The sequence below is a fragment of the Vibrio sp. 2130-1 genome (genome assembly GCF_033339515.1).
Genome location: NZ_JAWOUT010000001.1, coordinates 357,463 through 379,591, shown reverse-complemented (window position 1 = coordinate 379,591; position 22,129 = coordinate 357,463). Strand labels below are relative to the sequence as shown.

Here is a 22,129-nt window from a genome sequence, read left to right as displayed (position 1 = left end):
GTAAACAAAGATAACGTCAGTGTACGCATTTCTTACTTTAAATGCGTTGATACAGATACAAAAAAGCCGAGCAACTAAGGCTCGGCTTTTCATATCAGGATAACGATGTAAGATTACTCTTCGTTACCTTCCTCTGCATCATCAGCAGCTGGAGCTTCTGAAGCGTCTTGCTGCGTATTTTCGTCTGTTGACTCTAACGCTTCTGCATCTTCATCAGCAGGTAGCTCTTCATCATCAACTTCTTCAATACGTTGCAAACCAACAACTGATTCATCTTCCGCAGTACGGATAAGCGTTACACCTTGTGTGTTACGACCAACCTGGCTAACTTCACCCACACGAGTACGTACTAACGTGCCAGCGTCGGTGATCATCATCATTTCATCACCTTCAACAACCTGGATAGCACCAACTACCGGGCCATTTCGCTCAGAAACTTTGATAGAAACTACACCTTGAGTGCCACGACCTTTTGTCGGGTACTCGCTAAGTGCTGTACGTTTACCATAACCGTTTTCTGTAACCGTTAGGATGTCGCCTTCGTGCGAAGGAACAATAAGTGATACAACTTGGTCATTTTCAGCCAGTTTCATACCACGAACACCAGAGGCGGTACGACCCATAGGACGAACACCTTTAAACTTGATCTCTGGCTGACCATTCTCATCAAGAACTGGTTTACCATTTTCATCAAGTACTGGAATTTCTTCTGCTTCTTTAAAGCGAACCACTTTACCCGCTTTAGAGAACAGCATGATTTCGTTTTCGCCGTTAGTGATATCTACACCGATTAACGAATCGTCTTCACGTAGGTTCACAGCGATTAGGCCGTTTGAACGTACGTTTGCAAACTGGTTCAACGGCGTTTTCTTAACCGTACCGTCACCTGTTGCCATGAAGATGAATTTGTCTTCAGAGAATTCATCAACACGTAGAATCGCGGTAATGCGCTCACCTTCTTCGAGTGGAAGGATGTTTACGATTGGCTTACCACGCGCAGTACGGCTCGCTAGAGGCAATTGGTAAACTTTCAGGCGGTATGTTTTACCACGAGTAGAGAAACACAAGATGTTATCGTGGGTATTCGCCACTAGAAGACGCTCGATATGGTCTTCATCTTTCATCTTAGTCGCACTCTTACCTTTACCACCACGGCGCTGTGACTCGTAGTCGCTCAGTACTTGGTACTTAACGTAACCACCGTGAGATAGAGTAACCACAACGTCTTCACGTGCGATCAGCTCTTCCATGTCAATATCATGGCTCGCAGCTGTGATTTCTGTACGACGAGCGTCACCAAAGCCGTCACGAACCGCTTCAAGTTCTTCACGGATCACTTCCATCAAACGCTCAGTGCTCGCAAGGATATGCATGAGTTCAGCGATTTCTTCTAGAAGTGTTTTGTATTCGCCAAGAATCTTCTCGTGTTCTAGACCTGTTAGTTTATGTAAACGTAGATCTAGGATAGCTTGTGCTTGTTGCTCAGTCAGGAAGTACTGACCATCACGAATACCGTATTCAGGCTCTAGCCATTCAGGGCGCGCAGCATCTGTACCAGCACGCTCTAGCATTGCTGAAACGTTGCCTAAATCCCAACCACGAGCGATAAGACCCGCTTTTGCTTCAGCCGGTGTAGGTGCCTTACGGATAAGCTCAATGATTTCATCAATGTTAGCAAGCGCTAGAGCTAAACCTTCAAGGATATGAGCACGTTCACGAGCTTTACGCAGTTCGAAGATAGTACGACGTGTCACAACTTCACGACGGTGATCAACGAAGCACTTCAACATATCTTTTAGGTTGAATAGCTGTGGCTGGCCATTGTTTAGAGCCACCATATTGATACCGAAAGTGGTTTGCAGCTGAGTCTGAGCGTAAAGATTGTTTAGAACTACTTCGCCCACAGCATCGCGCTTACACTCAATAACAATGCGCATACCGTCTTTATCTGACTCGTCGCGCAGTGCACTGATACCTTCTACTTTCTTATCTTTAACTAGCTCAGCGATCTTTTCGATCAAGCGAGCTTTGTTCACCTGGTAAGGAATTTCAGTGACGATAATGGTCTCTTTACCATTCTTCTCCACTTCGATGTCCGCTTTCGAACGCATGTAGATTTTGCCACGACCTGTTTTGTACGCGTCTACAATGCCTTTACGACCGCTGATAAGCGCCGCCGTTGGGAAATCAGGACCAGGAATGTAATCCATTAGTTCATCAATAGTGATTTCTTCATTATTGATGTATGCAAGACAGCCATCAATCACTTCGCCAAGGTTATGAGGCGGGATGTTGGTTGCCATACCTACTGCGATACCAGAAGCACCGTTAACCAATAGGTTTGGAATTTTAGTTGGAAGAACCGCTGGGATCTGCTCAGTACCGTCGTAGTTTGGTACGTAGTCTACGGTTTCTTTGTCTAGGTCAGCCAATAGTTCATGGGCAATTTTTGCCATTCGAACTTCGGTGTAACGCATTGCCGCAGCAGAGTCGCCATCGATCGAGCCAAAGTTACCTTGACCATCGACCAGCATGTAACGAAGCGAGAACGGCTGAGCCATACGTACGATTGTGTCGTACACAGCACTATCACCGTGTGGGTGATATTTACCGATTACGTCGCCGACAACACGGGCTGATTTTTTATATGGTTTGTTCCAATCGTTGCCTAGTACGTTCATCGCGAATAAAACGCGGCGGTGTACTGGTTTTAGGCCATCACGCACATCTGGAAGAGCACGACCCACGATGACTGACATCGCATAGTCTAGGTATGAACCTCTAAGCTCATCTTCAATGTTTACGGGCGTGATCTCTTTAGCTAAATCGCTCATAGAGCCATTATCCCTCTATTATCTGATCGTAATTACGATACGTGTAAGGTGCAAAAATATAACACACAATTCATCACTTCGGCATCACTTTCCCTCTCCTTTTATCAGGTTGTGAGCTTGGTTATGAATCAAATGTCGAGAATTTGCACACTAATCCCATATCTTTCTGATTAGTGGTTATATTTCGGTCAACATTGAGCAAAATAGGACTCTTTACGCGGAAAAGCGAGGTAAATTCCTTTAACTACACAACGCGAAAATGCAGGTTTTAGAGTTATTGTCACTGGCACCAGTTCAAGGATGAACCAAAAACAATAGCGAGCGCTTTCAAAAATACAGGAACCTGTCGCTATTGCCGCGCCAGTGAACTCTGTCATTGTCCCTTAACTAAGCACATCGAGGTTGTTTGGGTATAAAACGTTGGAGTATACTGGCGCCCTCTAAAGGACTCAGATTGAATGCAATAAAACCAATTATGACTAAAGCACAAAACGTCGACCCAAGTGAAATTAAGAAATTCGAGGACATGGCTTCTCGATGGTGGGATTTAGAAGGCGAGTTTAAGCCACTTCATCAAATTAACCCACTTCGTTTGAACTATGTACTTGAAAAAGCAAATGGCTTGTTTGGCAAGCGCGCACTTGATGTCGGCTGTGGTGGTGGCATTCTTGCTGAAAGCATGGCAAAAGAAGGCGCTATTGTGACTGGACTTGATATGGGTAAAGAACCATTAGAAGTCGCGCGACTACATGCATTAGAAACAGGTACTCAACTGACCTACATTCAGAGCACAATAGAAGACCACGCTATAGAAAACGCAGGAACTTACGATGTCGTGACTTGTATGGAGATGCTTGAACACGTTCCAGATCCTCTCTCCGTTATCCGCTCTTGTGCTGCGCTAGTCAAACCCGGTGGTCACGTGTTTTTCTCAACTTTGAACCGAAACATTAAGTCGTACTTATTTGCTATTGTCGGTGCTGAGAAGCTTCTTAAGATTGTTCCTGAAGGCACTCATGAGCACGATAAGTTTATCAAGCCAGCCGAAATGATGAAGATGATAGACCAAACTGACCTGACGGAAATGGGCATTACTGGGCTTCATTACAACCCTCTAAATGACAGCTACAAACTCGGTCGTAATGTAGATGTAAACTACATCGTTCATACTAAAAAATACTGAACGCTGTTGCGTTAAAAAATGTGTTTTGTGATTGACATTTTTTAAAGAAAATGAATCGGAAGCGGTAGCACAAAGTTGCCGCTTTTTTTGTCTTTTTATGGCTAAAATTCGTGCTCTAGATTCCATTTTGACCAAGCCATTTTTCGTAGATAAAAACGGCCAAAGATCAAGGAAAATATTTTTGCATGCGGTTATTTCTAAACCGATCTCGAAACCGTACTTTTAACCATTCAAGTCTGCCCTTTTCTCATCGGTTAGTGTTCACTTACTGATTTTTTTCATTTTGTCAGTTATCCACAAGTCATCCCCGATCTGTACCTTGATAAATCAGTGTAATAGCACTATCTTGTAACCCGCAAACAAATGAACCCCTATATGTTGTGTTTAAGCGACAATATATAGATAGACTTTGATCACAAAGCCGCCGCAAGCTTTACTCATATTGCACATAAACAAACAAAAATACGGCTTTTATCAGTTTTCTTAGGGAAATAAAGCAGAATGAACCAACAACTTACCGTCACCAAGCGTGATGGCCGTAAAGAAAGTATCGATCTGGATAAAATCCACCGCGTTATCACTTGGGCTGCAGAAGGTCTAGATAATGTTTCGGTTTCTCAAGTAGAACTTCGCGCTCACATCCAGTTTTACGACGGCATCACAACGACAGATATTCACGAGACAATCATCAAGTCTGCGGCAGACCTGATCTCTGAAGAGACTCCGGATTACCAATACCTAGCTGCTCGCCTAGCGGTATTCCATCTGCGTAAAAAAGCGTATGGCCAATACGAGCCACCAACGCTTTATGATCACGTGTCTCGCCTCGTCGATATGGGTAAGTACGATCAACATATTCTAGAAGACTACACAAAAGCAGAACTCGACGAACTTGATGCGTACCTCGACCATAAACGCGACCTAAACTTCTCATACGCGGCAGTTAAGCAGCTAGAGGGTAAGTACTTCGTACAGAACCGTGTTACGGGCCAAATTTACGAAAGTGCTCAGTTCTTATACATCCTTGTAGCAGCGTGCTTATTTGCGAAATATCCAAAAGCGACACGTCTTGATTACATCAAACGTTTCTACGATGCGACATCGACATTTAAGATTTCTCTACCTACGCCAATTATGTCTGGCGTGCGTACCCCTACTCGCCAGTTCAGCTCATGTGTTCTGATCGAGTGTGGCGACAGTCTTGATTCTATTAACGCAACAGCAAGCTCAATTGTTCGTTACGTATCTCAGCGCGCTGGTATTGGTATCAACGCAGGTCGTATCCGTGCATTAGGCTCAGAGATTCGCGGTGGTGAAGCATTCCACACTGGTTGTATTCCGTTCTACAAGTACTTCCAAACAGCAGTAAAATGTTGTTCACAAGGTGGTGTACGTGGTGGCGCAGCTACTGTGTTCTACCCAATGTGGCACGGTGAAGCACGCTCACTCATGGTACTTAAGAACAACCGTGGTGTTGAAGAAAACCGTGTTCGTCACATGGACTACGGTGTTCAGTTAAACAAACTGATGTACCAACGTTTAGTTGAAGGCGGCAATATTACGCTATTCTCACCATCTGATGTACCTGGTCTGTACGACGCATTCTTCGAAAACCAAGAAGAGTTTGAGCGTCTATACGTGAAGTACGAGAACGATCCTTCAATCAAGAAAGAAACGGTTAAAGCGATTGAAATGTTCACTCTGCTAATGCAAGAGCGTGCATCAACGGGTCGTATCTACATCCAGAACGTGGACCACTGTAATACTCACAGCCCATTTGATTCTGAAGTTGCTCCAGTTCGTCAGTCGAACCTATGTTTAGAAATCGCACTACCAACGAAACCATTAACTAACGTTGAAGATGACTCAGGCGAGATCGCACTGTGTACGCTTTCTGCATTCAACTTAGGTGCTATCAAGTCTCTAGATGATTTCGAAGAGCTATCCGATCTTGTTGTTCGTGCGTTAGATGCACTGCTTGATTACCAAGATTACCCTCTACCAGCGGCATACAAATCGACTATGAACCGTCGTACGCTAGGTGTTGGTGTGATTAACTTTGCTTACTACTTAGCGAAGAATGGCGTGAAATACTCTGACGGTAGCGCGAACGGCCTAACTCACCGTACGTTCGAAGCAATGCAGTACTACCTATTGAAAGCATCTGTAGCACTGGCGAAAGAACAAGGTAAGTGTCCTTCATTCGACGAGACGAACTACGCGAAAGGCTTACTGCCGATTGACACGTATAAGAAAGATATCGACCTAATTTGTGACGAAGCGCTGCACTACGACTGGGACAGCCTACGTAAAGAAATTATGGAGCACGGCCTACGTAACTCAACACTGACTGCGCTAATGCCTTCTGAGACTTCTTCTCAGATTTCAAACGCAACTAACGGTATTGAGCCACCACGTGGTTACGTTTCAGTAAAAGCTTCGAAAGACGGAATCCTGAAGCAAGTTGTACCAGAGTTCACAGAACTTAAAGACAGCTATGAACTGCTTTGGAATATCGGTTCGAACGACGGTTATCTGCACCTTGTGGGTATTATGCAGAAGTTTGTTGACCAAGCTATCTCTGCTAATACTAACTACGACCCGTCACGTTACGAGACTGGCAAGGTTCCAATGAAGAAACTACTTCAAGACCTGCTAACAGCGTATAAGTTTGGTGTGAAAACGCTTTACTACCACAACACTCGTGATGGCGCGAAAGATGAACAGAAAGACGCTGTTCAACCACAAGATGACGATTGTGCTGGCGGCGGTTGTAAGATTTAATCTTCCCGTACCTAGCGAACCCGTAAAGACAGACTATCGATAACCTCCCCCTTACGGGGAGGTTTAAAAGGAATTGAGGCATTATGGCTTACAGTACTTTTAACCAAAAAAAGAATGACCAATTGAAGGAACCAATGTTCCTAGGTCAATCAGTAAACGTTGCACGTTACGACCAACAAAAGTTTGAGATTTTCGAAAAACTTATCGAGAAACAACTTTCTTTCTTCTGGCGTCCAGAAGAAGTAGACGTATCTAGCGACCGTATCGATTACAACAAACTGCCAGATCACGAGAAGCACATCTTCATCTCTAACTTGAAGTACCAAACGCTTCTTGACTCTATCCAAGGCCGCAGCCCTAACGTAGCACTGCTGCCGCTTGTGTCTCTGCCAGAACTAGAGACTTGGATTGAGACTTGGTCTTTCTCTGAAACGATTCACTCTCGTTCTTACACACACATTATTCGTAACATCGTGAACGACCCTGCGGTGGTGTTTGATGATATCGTTGAGAACGAGCACATTCTGAAGCGTGCAAAAGACATCGCGCACTACTACGACGATTTGATTCAAGCGACGAATGATTACCATCGCTACGGTGAAGGTGAGCATGTCCTTAACGGTGAAACGGTTAAGGTTAGTCTGTACGATCTTAAGAAGAAGCTGTACATCTGTCTGATGTCTGTTAACGCATTAGAAGCTATTCGTTTTTACGTAAGTTTCGCATGTTCTTTCGCTTTCGCAGAACGCGAACTAATGGAAGGTAACGCGAAAATCATCAAGCTGATCGCTCGTGACGAAGCACTTCACTTAAACGGCACGCAGCACATGATCAACCTGCTACGTAACGGTCAAGATGACTTCACTTTCATGCAAATCGCAGAAGAGGCAAAACAGGACTGTTTTGACCTATTCAAAGAAGCAGCTGAGCAAGAAAAAGAGTGGGCAGAGTATCTATTCAAAGATGGCTCTATGATCGGTCTAAACAAAGACATCCTAAGCCAATACGTTGAATACATCACAAATATTCGTATGCAAGCGGTAGGTCTACCAGCAGCGTATCCAGAAGCAACAACCAACCCAATTCCATGGATTAACGCTTGGTTGTCTTCAGATAACGTTCAAGTTGCGCCTCAAGAAGCAGAAATCTCTTCTTACCTTGTGGGTCAAATTGACAATGAAGTTCGCGCAGATGACTTCGAAGGATTCGAGCTGTAATGGCAACACTCAAAATCAACAAACTGATCAGCATTGAATCCAACCCTTCCAATACGATTTTGGAAACAATGGAGCAAGCTGGCCTATTACCAGAATACAACTGCCGTGATGGGCACTGCGGCGCCTGTCGCTGCAAATTGGAGTCTGGTGAAGTGGAGTATGTTGGTTTTGCGATGGCTTACACACAAAGTGATGAAATATTACCTTGTATCTGTAAAGCAAAATCAGATTTGTCACTTAGCGGCGTTAACTACGCGATGAAAGAAAAGCAGCGCGCATAACGTTGACTCGACGGTATAAAATGCAAAAGCCAAGGTAATCACCTTGGCTTTTTTGTCTCTGTTTTTTGTCTCTCAGACTACTGTAAAGAGCTTTGGTTATAAAGCACTGCTCGGGAGGTGCATCTCTTTAACTTTCTCTAAAAATGCATAATGCGCAAACATCGGTTTACGTTCTAGGTAGCGACGCAACAAGTCTAGTGCTGCCGTGCTGATCACTTTAACTTGATCATTGCGCTGATACTTTTTCGAGAGTTTATATAATGCTCCCCACTCGCCTGACGGTGTCGATAAAGCGACGGAAAAAACACCCTCTTCAATATGGCCAGTAACGAGTGATAAATCCGTCCCACACTTCTCTCGCGTAGCACCAGCCAGAGCAAACGTTTCTGCTAATGGATCTCCGCCGTTGGCCATCGCTTGAGTCAGGATCGGTAGTATCCAACCATGCCCTAGTTGCTTTTCAGCGTTTTCATCGCCGTTTAGCCAGTACGTTAAGTATCCTCCGCTACTTTTTTCGGAGGTCGACACCGTTAGTCCTTTATCGACCAACAACTGGCCGACATTTTCAACCATAGGTAAGTCAATACTAACGGTATTACTCTCAAGGTGTTTATTAATTATCTGTACTAGTTTCAAACGCTGTTCAATCTGATCTGAAGGACCAAAAAGTTTCACTTCAATAAAAGGCAAGTAAGAGCGATACCCTAGCTCATAGCCTTGAGGAAGTTTTAGCTGATCTAGCTTATCTGAAATACCGGATTCAGACAGACCAAACGTGTAGATTCGACTACAACATGAGCCTTGAACATCGGGAAACACTCTTCTCAGATCGGGAAGAATTTGCGTCTCTGCCATGAGCTTAAATTCACTTGGTACACCCGGTGTGAAATAAAAAATGGCATCATTAATCAGCATTTTGAAACCGCAAGCAGTGCCTATCGGGTTGTCCAATATCTCTGCCGTTTCTGGCAGCATTGCTTGCTTTAAATTACTGTCCGGCATAGGGATGCCACGTCGAGCATACAAACTTTCTAGATGCTGCAACCACTCTTTGAATAGCACCAGTTTACAATCGGCGGCTCTCGCGGCGGCAGCAGCACTCATGTCATCCGTTGTAGGGCCTAAACCACCATTAACAATAACCACATCGTTGTTAAAGCTGAGCATTAAAAACTCTTCAACCAAACTCGATAGGCTATCACCAACCGTTGAGCGCTTTGTTAAGCCAAATCCATGTTGATAAAACAGGCTAGACAACCATGCCGCATTAGTATCAACAATATCACCGTGGAGGACTTCCTCACCAGTACTAAGCATTGCTATTTTCACAACTGACTCCTGAACGTAAGCACAATCCTATTTTCGTTATAGCGCTTATTTTTCTTTTTATTTGGACAAATCTCGCCGAGGTTTGTTGGGACTAAATAAGGGTCAAGTGTTTAAATGATTGATGTTTTGAGGGATAATTACGAGCCCGAACATACACCATTAACTCGGAGACCTTTGTGTCAAAATCATCCATGTTCAAGACGACTCTAACAGGCCTTTGCTTGGCTTCGTCAGCGCTTGCGCACGCAAGTCACTATGACCTAAGCCGTCATACAGAGTTTTCTTACACACCTGATTGTTTGTCAGGTTACTGCGAAACGACGACTCTGTACACCTTCGAGGCTCAAAATCGCGGTGTTATGTATGAACAGAATAATAATGATGATTCGCTAAACCTTGACGCAGGGCTTCAGCCTAAACATCTCATCATCCCTCAAGATAAAGACTGGGATTACCTGATGGGTCAAACCTACACCATTCTAGGTCTCAGTATCGCGACCGTAGGCATGATGACTTTTCTTCCAGAAAGTATCACCAAATGGGACGAAGAAGACCGAGACATGAGTAAGTTGGGGCAAAAGTGGAAAGATAATGTCTCTGACGGCCCCGTTTGGGATCGCGATGAACATGTCCTCAACTACATCATGCACCCATATTTTGGCGGCGTTTACTACACGGCAGCACGTCACGCTGGCTATAATGAATTTCAGTCGTTTTTGTACTCCGCAACTATGTCGACGTTCTTTTGGGAGTATGGCGTGGAGGCGTTCGCAGAAGTACCATCTTGGCAGGATATTTTTATCACACCATTCTTTGGTGCTGTTGTCGGTGAAATGATGTTAACGGCTGAGCAAGACATTATTGCCAACGGCGGCGAAGTTATGGGCTCTGAAACCGCAGGTGATGTTTCACTCTTCTTCTTAAACCCTGTTGGACATATTCATTATTGGGTAACTGATGCATGGGGCGGTAGTGCAGAACTACAATTCAATTCATCACCTTGGTTTGGAAATCAAGATGTTGCAAAATTCGCCATGGACGCAGGCGCAAACTACGACAGTCAATTTTATGGTGTCGAGTTAAAAGTAACGTTCTAATCCTAAGTTGATACTCGGTAAAAAGCAGCTTTACGATGGCTGCTTTTTTGTGCTCTGAACATTGTTTTAATTATTTGCATCACGAATTAGTGTTAAAAATTGACTTTCATCAAACATTACCTGCCCTTAGCACCTACACTAAATAAAAGGATTTATTCCAATAACTTAAGTAGCACGTTTATTCGTACTGCGTCCAAACCTTGATTCCAGGAGGGGACATTATGAACACCGTATTTATTGTTAATTTTGTCGGACAAGCGTCACCCGCCACGATTAAAGAGCTCGCTGCAATCACACACGAAAACGGCGGGAAATGGCTGATCAGCAAAGTAAACTTTATCGAAGACCAAGTTGCAGGTGTCATCAAAGTAGAGCTTCCAAGAGAAAATGCCGACATCGTTAAACAAGCGTTCTCTTCTTGTCAGACTCTTGTTGTTAGGTTCGTCGACTCTGAGCCTCACTCATATCGTGAAGACACTATCTTCCAACTTCGTTTAGATGCCAACGATAGAGCGGGTATTGTGAATGAAATTACTCACGTTCTCGATAATCAAGGTATCTCAATTTTAGATATGGATTGTCAGCGTGTATTCATTGCAGGAGGCGGAGGGGTAAGCTCTAGCTTATTCAGCGCTAAAATGGCGATAAAACTGCCTAGCGAGCTAGAAATTGAAGACATAGCCAATGAGTTAGAGTCTCTGAGTGAAGATACTCGTGTGATTGTGGAGAGTTAATCACGTACTGTTATCGTTTCCCCAATAAAAAGAGCAGCAATTCAGCTGCTCTTTGTCGTTCTAATACTCAATACGTTTTATTTCACTGACCACTGAGACAGTGAACGTTTGAAATCAGAGTAGTCAAATTCATTCAGTTTTTGAATGTCACCATTCGAGCGTTCACAGTAGACCGACGGCATACGTAGACCGTTAAACCAGTTCAGTTTCACCATGGTGTAACCGGCACTATCTAGAATATGCAGACGCTGTCCTATCTCTAGAGGCTGTTCGAAGTTCGCCACGCAGAACTGGTCTCCAGCCAAACAAGAGCACGAGCCGATCACATACTCGTGTTCACCATTTTCAGATGCTTCAAGAATTGACGCTGGCTCATTGTAGATCAACGTATCTAAGCGGTGAGCTTCTGTGGCTGAATCGACAATCGCCGTCTTCTTTACGTTCTCAACGATATCAACCACAGTGACCACTAGGTCAGTCGTCTTGGTAATGATCGCTTCGCCCGGTTCTAGGTACATTTGCACGCCGTGTTTTTCAGCAAACGCTTTCAGCGCTAGGCCAAGCTTTTCGATGTCATAACCCGGCCATGTGAAGAACACGCCGCCACCCATGCTTACCCAGTCCAGCTTATCTAGGTACTCGCCAAACTGAGCTGAAATAGCATCGAGTAAACCGATAAACGCATCCACGTCTTTGTTCTCACAGTTCATGTGGAACATTACGCCATCAATACCATCAAAAATTTCCGGTTTGATGTGATCAGCCTGAACACCAAGACGAGAGAATTGACGCGCTGGGTTTGCTAAGTCTTGCCCTGCATAGCTCACACCAGGGTTCAGGCGCAAGCCAATCGATGCTTTACCTTCGACAATATGACGATAAGCCGCTAGCTGTGACTGAGAGTTAAAGATCATCTTGTCACAGATGTCCGCCACATCGCGAACGTCATCTTCGCTGTAACCCACACTGTATGCGTGTGTCTCACCACCGAACGTTTCGTAGCCAAGCTTCACTTCAAACGGGCCAGAACTTGTTGTTCCGTCTAGGTAAGGCTTGATGATGTCGAATACACCCCATGTTGAGAAGCACTTCAGTGCTAATACAAGCTTCACACCAGAGATGTCTTTTAGCTGTTTTGCTTTCTCTAGATTCTCAATCAGCTTGTCTTCATTGATCATGAAGTATGGCGTTTTTAGTTCGTTTTGTTGCATTTTGATACCTTACGTCCCTTCGCCTTAGCAAAGACACTATAAAATCGAACAAAGCCGACGCAAGTGCATCGGCTTAAACGTACAAATAAGAGTCGCTAAATTCTTACTTCAATTTATGGATAACAGGTTGTCCTGGCTCCAGTTCTTGAACATGCCAATCTAGACCAATAGATGGCATGGTTTCTAGGAATGGGTCAGGATCTAGCTGCTCCATGTTGAACACGCCTTTGTCTGCCCATTTGCCACGGAAGAACTGCAAAGCAGCAGTGATCGCAGGTACGCCAGTGGTGTATGAGATAGCTTGGTGTTCAACATCTTCGTATGCGACTTCGTGATCAGCGTTGTTGTAAATAAATACACTGCGCTCTTTTCCATCTTTCTTACCTTGAACCCAAGTACCGATACACGTTAGGCCAGTGTAGCCTGGTGCGAGAGATGTTGGATCTGGTAGTAGTGCTTTTAGCACGTGCAAAGGTTGAACAACCGTACCGTCATGAAGCGTTAGTGGATCTGGGCTGAGTAGACCGATGTCGCGCATCACATTGAAGTAGTTTAGGTAACGGTCACCAAAGCCCATCCAGAATTCGATGCGTTTCGCAGGGATGAACTCTTGCATAGATCGAACTTCGTCGTGCGCCATTGAGTACACTTTGTGTGAACCACAATTCGGGAATTCAAACTCAAGCATACGTGAGTGACAAGGTACTTGTTTCCACTCGCCGTTTTCCCAGTAGAACGAATCGCCTTGAATCTCAAGCATGTTCGTTTCTGGATCAAAGTTAGTTGCGAACTTCTTACCGTGGTCGCCTGCGTTTACATCCATTACGTCGATAGTATCGATTTCATCGAACAGATGTTTCACTGCGTATGCGGCAAACACCGATACTACGCCTGGATCGAAACCAGCACCAAGAATACCTGTAATGCCCGCTTCTTCAAACTTCTCACGGTAGCCCCACTGCCAATCGTAAGCTTGAGGTACTTGTTGGCCTTCAGAGCACAAATCAACCGCAACAGATGTATCAAGGTATGACACTTTAGCTTGGTAACATGCTTCCATAATAGACATGTTCACCCAAGGAGGACCTGCGTTGATCACTAAGTCAGGTTGTACTTCTTTAATTAAAGCAACTAAAGAATCTACGTCGTCCGCGTTTACCGCTCGCGCTTCTAATTTCTTAGTTGAATCTTTCAGATTGTTTTTCTTCTGAATCGATTCGATGATTTTCTCACACTTACCTACGGTACGTGATGCGATTGTGATATCACCCAGAACGTCGTTGTTTTGTGCTGCTTTATGTGCAACTACCCAGCCAACGCCGCCTGCACCAATCTGTAGAATTGCCATAGTTTTCCGTTACCTTTGTTAAACTAGCTCTGCCGCTAGCGTATTGATTTTTGAGAGCAAAGATTCAAAGTCCGCCGTCGTCAGACACGGGTTCAAAATCGTAAATTTCAATGCAGTTTTATCGTCGACAATGGTTTCACCCAATACCGCGATACCGCGTGTTAACGCTTCTAAGCGCAACGTTTTGTTCAGTTCATCAAGATCCGCTGATTCATGTGTCGCGCGGAACAGAACCGTAGACAGTGATGGTTCAGCCAACAACTCAAAGTGTTTGTTATCTCGAATCATGTCTGCCACTTCAAGCGTCTGTTCAAGCAAATGATCATACATATCGCCTAGGGCTTTTGGCCCTACGCTTTGCATCGTCATAAACACTTTGAGCGCATCAAAACGCTTAGTTGTCGCAATAGACTTATCCACCAAGTTCGGTAGTTCGTCGTGTTCGCGGTTCAAATAGTCTGCATGGTGAAGCAGGAATTTAAAGTTAGACTTGTCATTTACCAATAGCGCACCACAACTGATGGTTTGGTAAAACAGCTTATGGAAGTCTACGCTGATGGAATGTGCACGCTCACAACCTTTCAGACGCGCTTTTTGGCTACTTAGAATCAGAGCTCCACCGTATGCACCGTCGACATGCATCCACATGTCATGTTTCGCTGCCATATCGGCGATAAAGTCTAAGTCATCAATAGCACCGTGGTCCGTTGTGCCCGCTGTGCCAACAATGGCAAATGGGATCAAACCTTCTGCTTTGGCCTGATTGAGAACTTCGTCTAATTTAGTGACATCCATCGTTCCATCGGCATTAGCATCGACAGTCATGACCGCTTTTTCACCCAACCCCATCCAAGACGCTGATTTTTGAACCGTGAAGTGGGATTTTTTCGAACATACAATACGTAGCTTGTCTGCGTATTCAGGAAGGCCAAGCTTTTGAATTGAGTGTGCACTGAGTTTGTCAGCAATCCAGTCACGCGCTAACATCAAGCCCATTTGGTTACTTTGCGTGCCGCCGCTCGTGAAGATACCGTCCGCTTTTTCACCTAACTCATATTTATCACATAGCCAGTTCACAACTTTCTGTTCAACATAAGTCGCTGATGAAGCTTGATCCCATGAGTCCATAGACTGGTTCAAAGCCGCAATCATTGCCTCTGCCGCAATCGCTGGCATCAAAGGTGGAGTATGCAGGTGAGCAATACAATCTGGATGTTGAGTAAAAATTGCGTTTTTCGCGACCAGCTCAGCAGCATCGTCGATAACGGTTTTAAGAGGCGCATTTCCATTATCAAGATCAACGTCGTGAATCGCTGCTTCCAATGCTTTTGGATCCATACCTGAATACGGTGCAGTCACTTGTTCAAACACTGACTTCATTGCCGTAGTAGTGTGATTCATCACCGAAGCAAATTCATTGCTGCCCATCTCTCCAGTGTGGATGAAATGCTTCTTCCATTCATCTTGTGGCTGAGTTTCGATGTGACTGCCGCCAGCGGCTAAAATCGCGTCTTCAAATACACGTAAAGCAAAGTCGATTTGCTCAAACGAGATGATAAGAGGAGGAAGGAAACGAATTACTGCGCCTTCGCGTCCACCTTTTTCAACGATCAAGCCACGCTCGAGTGCTGCGCGTTGAATAGAAAGTGTAAGTTCACTATCCGCTTGAGGTTCACCAAATTTATTGAGCTCACCGTCTGGATTTTTAATCTCCACGCCTAGCATCAAACCTTTGCCACGAACCTCTGCGATACAGTTCACACGCTTTTGAATACTCTCAAGGCCGTAGCGCAAGTACTGACCCGCAATATTGGCATGCTCAACAAGATTATCACGCTGGATAATTTCTAATGCTTTCGCACCAGAGACCATAGCTAGCTGGTTACCACGAAATGTACCTGTGTGCTCGCCCGGCTTCCATGTATCATGTTGCTTGTTGATAACCAATAGCGACATTGGTAAGCCACCACCAATTGCTTTTGATAAACACAGAATATCTGGAACAATGCCCGACTCTTCGAACGCGAAATTGTAGCCAGTTTTACCAACACCACACTGGATCTCATCGAAGATCAGTAAGATACCGTGTTCATCACAAATACGACGTAACTCTCGTAGCCAGAATGCTGGCGCAGGAACAACACCACCCTCACCTTGCACTGGCTCCACGATAATCGCGGCAGGCTTCATAATGCCTGACTCATCATCGTTTAAAAGACGATCGATATAGCGAATACTTGCTTTCGCACCTTCATCACCGCCAAGCCCAAAAGGACAACGCAGGTTGTATGGGAAAGGCATAAAGTGAACATCCGACATCAAACCAGTTCGACGCGCTTTCGTGCCTAAGTTACCCATCATCCCCATCGTACCATTAGTCATACCATGGTATGCGCCACGGAAGGCAAACATAGTGTTGCGACCGGTAGTCTGTTTCGCGAGCTTGATAGCAGCTTCAACCGCATCAGCTCCAGACGGGCCACAAAATTGGATAACGCTGTTCTCGCTTAACTCTTGAGGAAGAAAAGATTTAACAGATTGAATAAACGTCGTTTTTGCTGATGTTGCAATATCTAGCGTCTGATATGGCAGTCCTGAATCTAATTGCTCTTTCAGAGCTTGGTTTATTTCAGGATGGTTATACCCCAAAGCTAGAGTGCCTGCCCCCGCAAGGCAGTCTAGAAAGATCTGTCCACGCGTATCTTCAACCAAGCACCCAAAGGCTTGTTTAATTGCGATCGGCAAACGACGTGGATAAGAACGTACTTCAGATTCATGCTCAGCCTGATCAATCAATACTTGATCTGGCGTTAAGTCATACGTTCCCTCAACGATAGGAACCTGAGACGAAAAAATGTTTGCGATATTACTATCGACTTCAAAGGCAGTGCTCATACTACATAATCCCTTGAATTATAATAATTCTGTATCCTGTATTAATAATCATTAGAATGAAATTACAGGAGGTGTGAATACCCCTCCGCATTTGTCAGTGCATAAATGACAAATACAGATCATCCGCCACGATACTCGCGACTTTATATGTAAAAGGGATTAATCAAGGTTCTGTAATGCACCCGTTTTGTAAAACAGGACATTTCGGCAGTATGAAGCTGATTAGTGTGTGTTTATTCAAAGGTTTCAATGTTGGGTTTCCCATTAATATGCCGCGTTTACAGCATTAGTATCCCGTCTATCGACAAAAGGCTTTGCCGATACCTACCCTACGCAGTGTCACAATCAGCTTGAATGGTCACTACGCGTATCCCCCAGAGATCAAACGTTGTTAATTACGCTCCGAGATTGCGCGCGAATTTATCACAAAATAAAATCTTCTGGCAACGATTTTTCATATTAGTAACAGTGATGTAAATCACAACAAAACATACCCCATCGTAACTCGCATGTTCATATTCATGAGCTATGCTTTTCTGCTTCTCTCAAACAGCTGTTATTTAAACAAATATTCTTGAGATATCATCACCTCATCCAACAGAGGTTTAAGGTTGTGCTGCTTAATCGTAAAACATTCCTTTCTATATCCGGAACATTTAAAAAGATAGCATTCTCGTCACAGCTTTGCCTGGAGCAAGAGTGGTTATTCTCCACAAGTGATGGTTTAAACATAGACTAGTAGGAATGGCTAAGATGCTTTGCAATGGCAGAATGAACAATCACTTGAGTCAATGAGACAAAGGGTTCGTTACTTAACGAAGTCTGTGACAGAAAAGAAGTTTGAGATTTTCAAAAAATACGAAAAAGGCATAACATTTTCATGTTAGGCCTTAAATCTGGAGCGACACACGAGGTTCGAACTCGTGACCTCAACCTTGGCAAGGTTGCGCTCTACCAACTGAGCTAGTGTCGCATTTAATATGAGATGGTGCCCCGGGCCGGACTTGAACCGGCACAACGCGAACGTCGAGGGATTTTAAATCCCTTGTGTCTACCAATTCCACCACCAGGGCACACAAATATTCTTTGTGATGCCTTTACAGAAAAGTAAAACACCATCTGATACCGCTAATGCCATATCAATAAAACTTGGAGCGACACACGAGGTTCGAACTCGTGACCTCAACCTTGGCAAGGTTGCGCTCTACCAACTGAGCTAGTGTCGCATTTTTCTCGAAAGCCATTCGCTCTCAAAAGAATAATGGAGGCGCCTCCCGGAGTCGAACCGAGGTCCACGGATTTGCAATCCGCTGCATAGCCACTCTGCCAAGGCGCCTCATTTGTGAATAAAGCTAAGCTTTTTCACCACCCTTTCGAGCCGTGCTCTCTTGGGTACGGGATGCATTCTACGGATTCGAGCGATCGAGTCAACACTATTTTTATTTTTTTAAATCGTTTGACTAGAATTTGTGCGAAAGACGATGGATTGCTTAGTTTTAATACTAAAAATCGCTTAAATACACTTGTTTATCATAAAACTTTGGCTACGCCTTACACTGCTGGCCGTGCGTTGCGTGCATTGAAGTATTAATAATCAGAAGACTCGCCTCTCTAAGACTCTCCAAGGACAAAAACAAGACTTAGATCACAAATGGAACTCTATCGAAGCAAAAGCCCCAGATACAAATTGCAAACATGGCCGTTAGCAAGCATTGAAAAGCGAGAGAAGCCAAAAAATGCTGTAGATTGTCTTAGATACAAAAAAGCAGGCTATTAAGCCTGCTTTCTAACATCAGAATTTAATGGTGCTCTTCATTCAACAGATCGTCTTTCGCAGCAGCTAAATATTGAATCATTGACCAATATGTCAAGAAAGTTGCCACATACAAGGCCGCAAAGCCTAGCCAAACCATCCATTCATCGTAACGCCATATCAACACCCATAAGGCGAACATTTGCGAAACAGTTTTTACTTTGCCAACCCAAGATACCGCAACACTTGCTCGCTTACCGATTTCAGCCATCCATTCTCGCAATGCTGAGATAATGATTTCTCGCGCAATCATCGTTACCGCAGGAATGGTCACCCAAATTGAATGATAATGTTCCGTGATTAGAATCAATGCCGTTGCCACTAGCACTTTATCAGCGACAGGATCAATAAACGCGCCAAAACGAGAAGTTTGGCCAAGTTTACGGGCCAACATGCCGTCAAGCCAGTCAGTAAAACCCGCTACCCAAAACACCATTGCTGCTGCAAACGGTGCCCATGAATAAGGTAGATAAAAGACAACCACAAAAACAGGGATTAGGAACAGTCTAAGAAGAGACAGAATGTTCGGGATATTCAAACGCATTTTATTATTCTCTTACACATTGCGGCTTAATGTTGCGCGATTTTCCTTATTGTTTCAATGCTTGGAAAATAATTTCTGCTAAAGAGTGACTTATTCCCGGTACTTTGGCGATTTCTTCGACACTTGCACGTTTAAGTTCTTGTAACCCACCCATGTACTTGAGCAACGCCTGACGTCGTTTAGGGCCGATTCCCTCAATCCCTTCGAGTGCACTCGTACGTCTGGTTTTACCTCGCTTAGCACGGTGCCCCGCTATAGCATGGTTATGGCTTTCATCACGAATATGTTGAATAAGATGCAGCGCAGGAGCATCGCTTGGTAAATGAAACTCGTCCCCATCGACTGTAATCAGCGTTTCTAAACCTGGTTTGCGAGTAACGCCTTTTGCAATACCAATCATGATAGGACGCTTTGGCCAATCCCCCCAGTACTGCGAAATGATGTCATGCGCACGATTTAACTGACCTTTACCGCCATCGATAAAGATGATGTCGGGAATTTTCTCTACGTCCAATTGCTTCGAATAACGGCGCTCCAACGCTTGTCCCATTGCTGCGTAATCATCACCACCGGTAATCCCAGTAATGTTGTAGCGACGATACTCTTGCTTTACGGGGCCTTCGTTGTTGAACACAACACATGACGCAATCGTGCTTTCCCCCATCGTATGGGAGATATCAAAACATTCCATTCGAGCTATAGACTCCAACTTCAATGTTTCGCGAAGCGCATGAAAACGCTGATTAATCGTCATCTTGTGATTGATTTTGGTGGTAATCGCCGTTAGTGCATTCGTGTTCGAAAGCTTGAGATACCTTGCTCGAGAGCCAGTTGGCGACGTATGAAAATGAACCTTACGGCCTGCCACTTCACTTAACGCTTTCTGTATTGGCGCAATATCTTCTGCCAACTCTTGATTCAAAATAATACGAGAAGGAATTGTACGTGCTTCGTTATGGCTCAAATAGTATTGAGTCAGAAAACTATCGAACACTTCCTGCTGGCTTGTATTTTGTGGGATTTTCGGAAAATGGCTACGGCTACCAAGCACTTTGCCTTGGCGTATCATCAGGATATGGATACACGCGATACCATTCTCCTGAGCAAACCCGAGTACATCCATATCATCCATGCTGTCTTCTGAGACGTACTGCTGCTCTTGAACACGCCTAATCGCTTGGATTTGATCGCGAAATTTAGCGGCATCTTCAAAGCGCAATTGCTGACTGGCAACTTCCATTTTCTCAATCAACTGTTTGAGTACTTGCTGGTCTTTGCCTTGCAAAAACATGCGCACAAAGCCAACCAACTCTGCATATTCTTCATCAGAAATGATGGTATCAACGCATGGCCCTGCACAACGACCAATTTGGTACATCAAGCATGGGCGCGTTCGGTTGGAATAGACAGTGTCTTCACACTGGCGCACAGGAAATATCTTTTGCAGCAAATGCAATGTTTCTCTTACTGAACCAGAATCTGGGTAGGGGCCAAAATATTCACCTTTGCGCTTCTTGGCGCCACGGTGGATAGAAAGCCGTGGGTGCTTATGACCGCTAATAAAGATATAAGGGTAAGACTTATCATCTCGCAGCAACACATTGTATTTCGGCAAATACTGCTTGATGTAGTTATGCTCTAAGATCAGCGCTTCTGTCTCAGTGTGAGTCACCGTGACGTCTATTTTGGCGATATTACTGACAAGCGCGCGAGTTTTCTCACTGTCTACTTTTTTCCGAAAGTAGCTTGAAAGGCGCTTTTTAAGGTCTTTGGCTTTACCTACGTAGATTACAACAGCTTCGGCGTTGTACATTCTGTAAACGCCGGGCTGATTAGTTACTGTCTTGAGAAAGGAAGCCGAATCGAAGGGAGGATTCACGCTAAAGGGTCTCGGTGTCCAGCATTCCGTGGCGAATCGCTAAGTGAGTTAACTCAACGTCACCATTAATGTCCAATTTACTAAAGAGTCGGTAGCGATAGCTGTTGACTGTCTTTGGACTTAAATTAAGTTGCTCAGAAATATCCGTTACCTTTTGGCCTTTGGTGATCATAAGCATGATCTGCAATTCACGCTCGGATAAGTCTTTAAAAGGGTTCTCAGAGGCTGGAGAAAATTGACTCAATGCCATCTGCTGCGCAATCTCTGGCGAGATGTAACGCTGCCCACTATTAACTACACGAATCGCATTCACCATTTCGTCAGGGCCAGCACCTTTGGTTAAATAACCAGACGCACCTGCCTGCATCACCTTGGTTGGAAACGGGTTTTCTGTATGAACGGTAAGTACGATGATTTTCACATCAGGATTCACGCGAAGAATTTTTTTAGTGGCTTCCAAGCCGCCAATTCCTGGCATGTTCATGTCCATTAAAACGACGTCAGCATGATTACTGCGACACCATTTTACTGCATCTTCACCGCTGTCAGCTTCTCCTGCTACGTTCATTCCACGGACGTCTTCAATAATACGTCGTATCCCTGTGCGAACCAGCTCGTGATCATCTACAAGGAAAACATTTATCAAACTTGTATCTCCACACTTTGTATTGGTTCTGCACCCACATAACCATTATTTGTTAAATGTGGATATCAGTATGACTGCCTATATACTAACGTAATCGACAAAAAATTGCTTTCTATGAATATGTGCTGAAACGCAAACTTTAGCAAGAACTTATTCATAAACCACTCTATTATTTTAGAGCGTGATGAGCAGAACCGAAATCTAAGAAAAGACAATTAACAACATTAAGTACAATAAATCAAGTAACTAGGTTTCATATTGCCCAGAGAAACACGCTATAACTTAAAATGACACTGTCCCTCTTGCACCAAAGACTAACTTGTAATCACTAATT

General features: G+C 44.3%; 14 protein-coding genes and 4 tRNA genes. 6 read left to right on the top strand and 12 right to left on the bottom strand.

Going from position 1 to position 22,129, the window contains the following annotated elements; all coding sequences use genetic code 11:
- Positions 1 to 113: 113 nt before the first annotated feature.
- On the bottom strand, positions 114 to 2,834 hold the full coding sequence (gene gyrA / locus R7Q09_RS01770) for a DNA topoisomerase (ATP-hydrolyzing) subunit A (protein ID WP_213868126.1): 2,721 nt from the start codon (positions 2,832 to 2,834) through the stop codon (positions 114 to 116).
- 475 nt (positions 2,835 to 3,309) lie between these two features.
- Here gyrA and ubiG point away from each other — a divergent pair, with 475 nt between their 5' ends.
- From ubiG to yfaE, 4 genes are all read left to right on the top strand, one after another.
- Positions 3,310 to 4,017: a bifunctional 2-polyprenyl-6-hydroxyphenol methylase/3-demethylubiquinol 3-O-methyltransferase UbiG gene (gene ubiG / locus R7Q09_RS01765; protein WP_005376820.1), complete on the top strand. Its 708-nt coding sequence runs from the start codon at positions 3,310 to 3,312 to the stop codon at positions 4,015 to 4,017.
- A gap of 501 nt (positions 4,018 to 4,518) precedes the next feature.
- A complete protein-coding gene (gene nrdA, locus R7Q09_RS01760) occupies positions 4,519 to 6,801 on the top strand; it encodes a class 1a ribonucleoside-diphosphate reductase subunit alpha (protein WP_005376819.1) in 2,283 nt (760 codons plus the stop codon).
- A gap of 83 nt (positions 6,802 to 6,884) precedes the next feature.
- Positions 6,885 to 8,018 carry a class Ia ribonucleoside-diphosphate reductase subunit beta gene (gene nrdB, locus R7Q09_RS01755; protein WP_005376818.1) on the top strand — a complete coding sequence of 378 codons (1,134 nt, stop codon included), beginning with the start codon at positions 6,885 to 6,887 and terminating at the stop codon, positions 8,016 to 8,018.
- On the top strand, positions 8,018 to 8,299 hold the full coding sequence (gene yfaE, locus R7Q09_RS01750) for a class I ribonucleotide reductase maintenance protein YfaE (protein WP_005376817.1): 282 nt from the start codon (positions 8,018 to 8,020) through the stop codon (positions 8,297 to 8,299). The genes nrdB and yfaE overlap by 1 nt, the downstream gene beginning before the upstream one ends.
- Positions 8,300 to 8,395: 96 nt before the next feature.
- Here yfaE and R7Q09_RS01745 read toward each other — a convergent pair whose 3' ends face one another.
- Positions 8,396 to 9,628: a CinA family nicotinamide mononucleotide deamidase-related protein gene (locus tag R7Q09_RS01745; RefSeq protein ID WP_318071049.1), complete on the bottom strand. Its 1,233-nt coding sequence runs from the start codon at positions 9,626 to 9,628 to the stop codon at positions 8,396 to 8,398.
- A 191-nt stretch (positions 9,629 to 9,819) separates the two neighbouring features.
- On the opposite strand from R7Q09_RS01745, the gene R7Q09_RS01740 reads away from it, so the two are divergent.
- Both R7Q09_RS01740 and R7Q09_RS01735 read left to right on the top strand, forming a co-directional pair.
- On the top strand, positions 9,820 to 10,725 hold the full coding sequence (locus R7Q09_RS01740; protein ID WP_213880397.1) for a DUF3943 domain-containing protein: 906 nt from the start codon (positions 9,820 to 9,822) through the stop codon (positions 10,723 to 10,725).
- A 221-nt stretch (positions 10,726 to 10,946) separates the two neighbouring features.
- Positions 10,947 to 11,459 carry a glycine cleavage system protein R gene (locus R7Q09_RS01735; RefSeq protein ID WP_005376814.1) on the top strand — a complete coding sequence of 171 codons (513 nt, stop codon included), beginning with the start codon at positions 10,947 to 10,949 and terminating at the stop codon, positions 11,457 to 11,459.
- A 77-nt stretch (positions 11,460 to 11,536) separates the two neighbouring features.
- Here R7Q09_RS01735 and nspC read toward each other — a convergent pair whose 3' ends face one another.
- From nspC to uvrY, 10 genes are all read right to left on the bottom strand, one after another.
- The gene (gene nspC / locus R7Q09_RS01730; RefSeq protein WP_213871696.1) at positions 11,537 to 12,670 is read right to left on the bottom strand and encodes a carboxynorspermidine decarboxylase; all 1,134 of its coding nucleotides are present in this window, start codon (positions 12,668 to 12,670) and stop codon (positions 11,537 to 11,539) included.
- Between the two features lie 103 nt (positions 12,671 to 12,773).
- Positions 12,774 to 14,018 (bottom strand): carboxynorspermidine synthase, encoded by a 1,245-nt coding sequence (locus R7Q09_RS01725; protein ID WP_012841628.1) that lies wholly within the window; start codon positions 14,016 to 14,018, stop codon positions 12,774 to 12,776.
- An 18-nt stretch (positions 14,019 to 14,036) separates the two neighbouring features.
- Entirely contained in the window at positions 14,037 to 16,913 is a 2,877-nt protein-coding gene (locus R7Q09_RS01720) for a pyridoxal phosphate-dependent class III aminotransferase (protein WP_213897773.1), read from the bottom strand.
- Between the two features lie 897 nt (positions 16,914 to 17,810).
- Positions 17,811 to 17,886 (bottom strand) — tRNA-Gly (locus R7Q09_RS01715).
- A 13-nt stretch (positions 17,887 to 17,899) separates the two neighbouring features.
- A tRNA-Leu gene (locus R7Q09_RS01710) sits at positions 17,900 to 17,986 on the bottom strand.
- Positions 17,987 to 18,063: 77 nt separating this feature from the next.
- A tRNA-Gly gene (locus R7Q09_RS01705) sits at positions 18,064 to 18,139 on the bottom strand.
- 36 nt (positions 18,140 to 18,175) lie between these two features.
- Positions 18,176 to 18,249: transfer RNA gene (locus R7Q09_RS01700), tRNA-Cys, on the bottom strand.
- Positions 18,250 to 18,712: 463 nt separating this feature from the next.
- Complete coding sequence (gene pgsA, locus R7Q09_RS01695) at positions 18,713 to 19,270, bottom strand: CDP-diacylglycerol--glycerol-3-phosphate 3-phosphatidyltransferase (RefSeq protein WP_005394805.1); 558 nt, start codon at positions 19,268 to 19,270, stop codon at positions 18,713 to 18,715.
- 46 nt (positions 19,271 to 19,316) lie between these two features.
- Positions 19,317 to 21,149 carry an excinuclease ABC subunit UvrC gene (uvrC, locus tag R7Q09_RS01690; RefSeq protein WP_213897772.1) on the bottom strand — a complete coding sequence of 611 codons (1,833 nt, stop codon included), beginning with the start codon at positions 21,147 to 21,149 and terminating at the stop codon, positions 19,317 to 19,319.
- A gap of 1 nt (position 21,150) precedes the next feature.
- The gene (gene uvrY, locus R7Q09_RS01685; RefSeq protein WP_005386783.1) at positions 21,151 to 21,795 is read right to left on the bottom strand and encodes a UvrY/SirA/GacA family response regulator transcription factor; all 645 of its coding nucleotides are present in this window, start codon (positions 21,793 to 21,795) and stop codon (positions 21,151 to 21,153) included.
- Positions 21,796 to 22,129: the final 334 nt, after the last annotated feature.

Bases quoted from the DNA above. Each gene is read 5' to 3' on its own strand.
- ubiG (WP_005376820.1), top strand. From the start codon at position 3,310: ATGACTAAAGCACAAAACGTCGACCCAAGTGAAATTAAGAAATTCGAG.
- nrdB (WP_005376818.1), top strand. From the start codon at position 6,885: ATGGCTTACAGTACTTTTAACCAAAAAAAGAATGACCAATTGAAGGAA.
- yfaE (WP_005376817.1), top strand. From the start codon at position 8,018: ATGGCAACACTCAAAATCAACAAACTGATCAGCATTGAATCCAACCCT.
- R7Q09_RS01740 (WP_213880397.1), top strand. From the start codon at position 9,820: ATGTTCAAGACGACTCTAACAGGCCTTTGCTTGGCTTCGTCAGCGCTT.
- gyrA (WP_213868126.1), bottom strand. From the start codon at position 2,834: ATGAGCGATTTAGCTAAAGAGATCACGCCCGTAAACATTGAAGATGAG.
- pgsA (WP_005394805.1), bottom strand. From the start codon at position 19,270: ATGCGTTTGAATATCCCGAACATTCTGTCTCTTCTTAGACTGTTCCTA.
- R7Q09_RS01735 (WP_005376814.1), top strand. From the start codon at position 10,947: ATGAACACCGTATTTATTGTTAATTTTGTCGGACAAGCGTCACCCGCC.
- R7Q09_RS01720 (WP_213897773.1), bottom strand. From the start codon at position 16,913: ATGAGCACTGCCTTTGAAGTCGATAGTAATATCGCAAACATTTTTTCG.
- R7Q09_RS01725 (WP_012841628.1), bottom strand. From the start codon at position 14,018: ATGGCAATTCTACAGATTGGTGCAGGCGGCGTTGGCTGGGTAGTTGCA.
- nspC (WP_213871696.1), bottom strand. From the start codon at position 12,670: ATGCAACAAAACGAACTAAAAACGCCATACTTCATGATCAATGAAGAC.
- nrdA (WP_005376819.1), top strand. From the start codon at position 4,519: ATGAACCAACAACTTACCGTCACCAAGCGTGATGGCCGTAAAGAAAGT.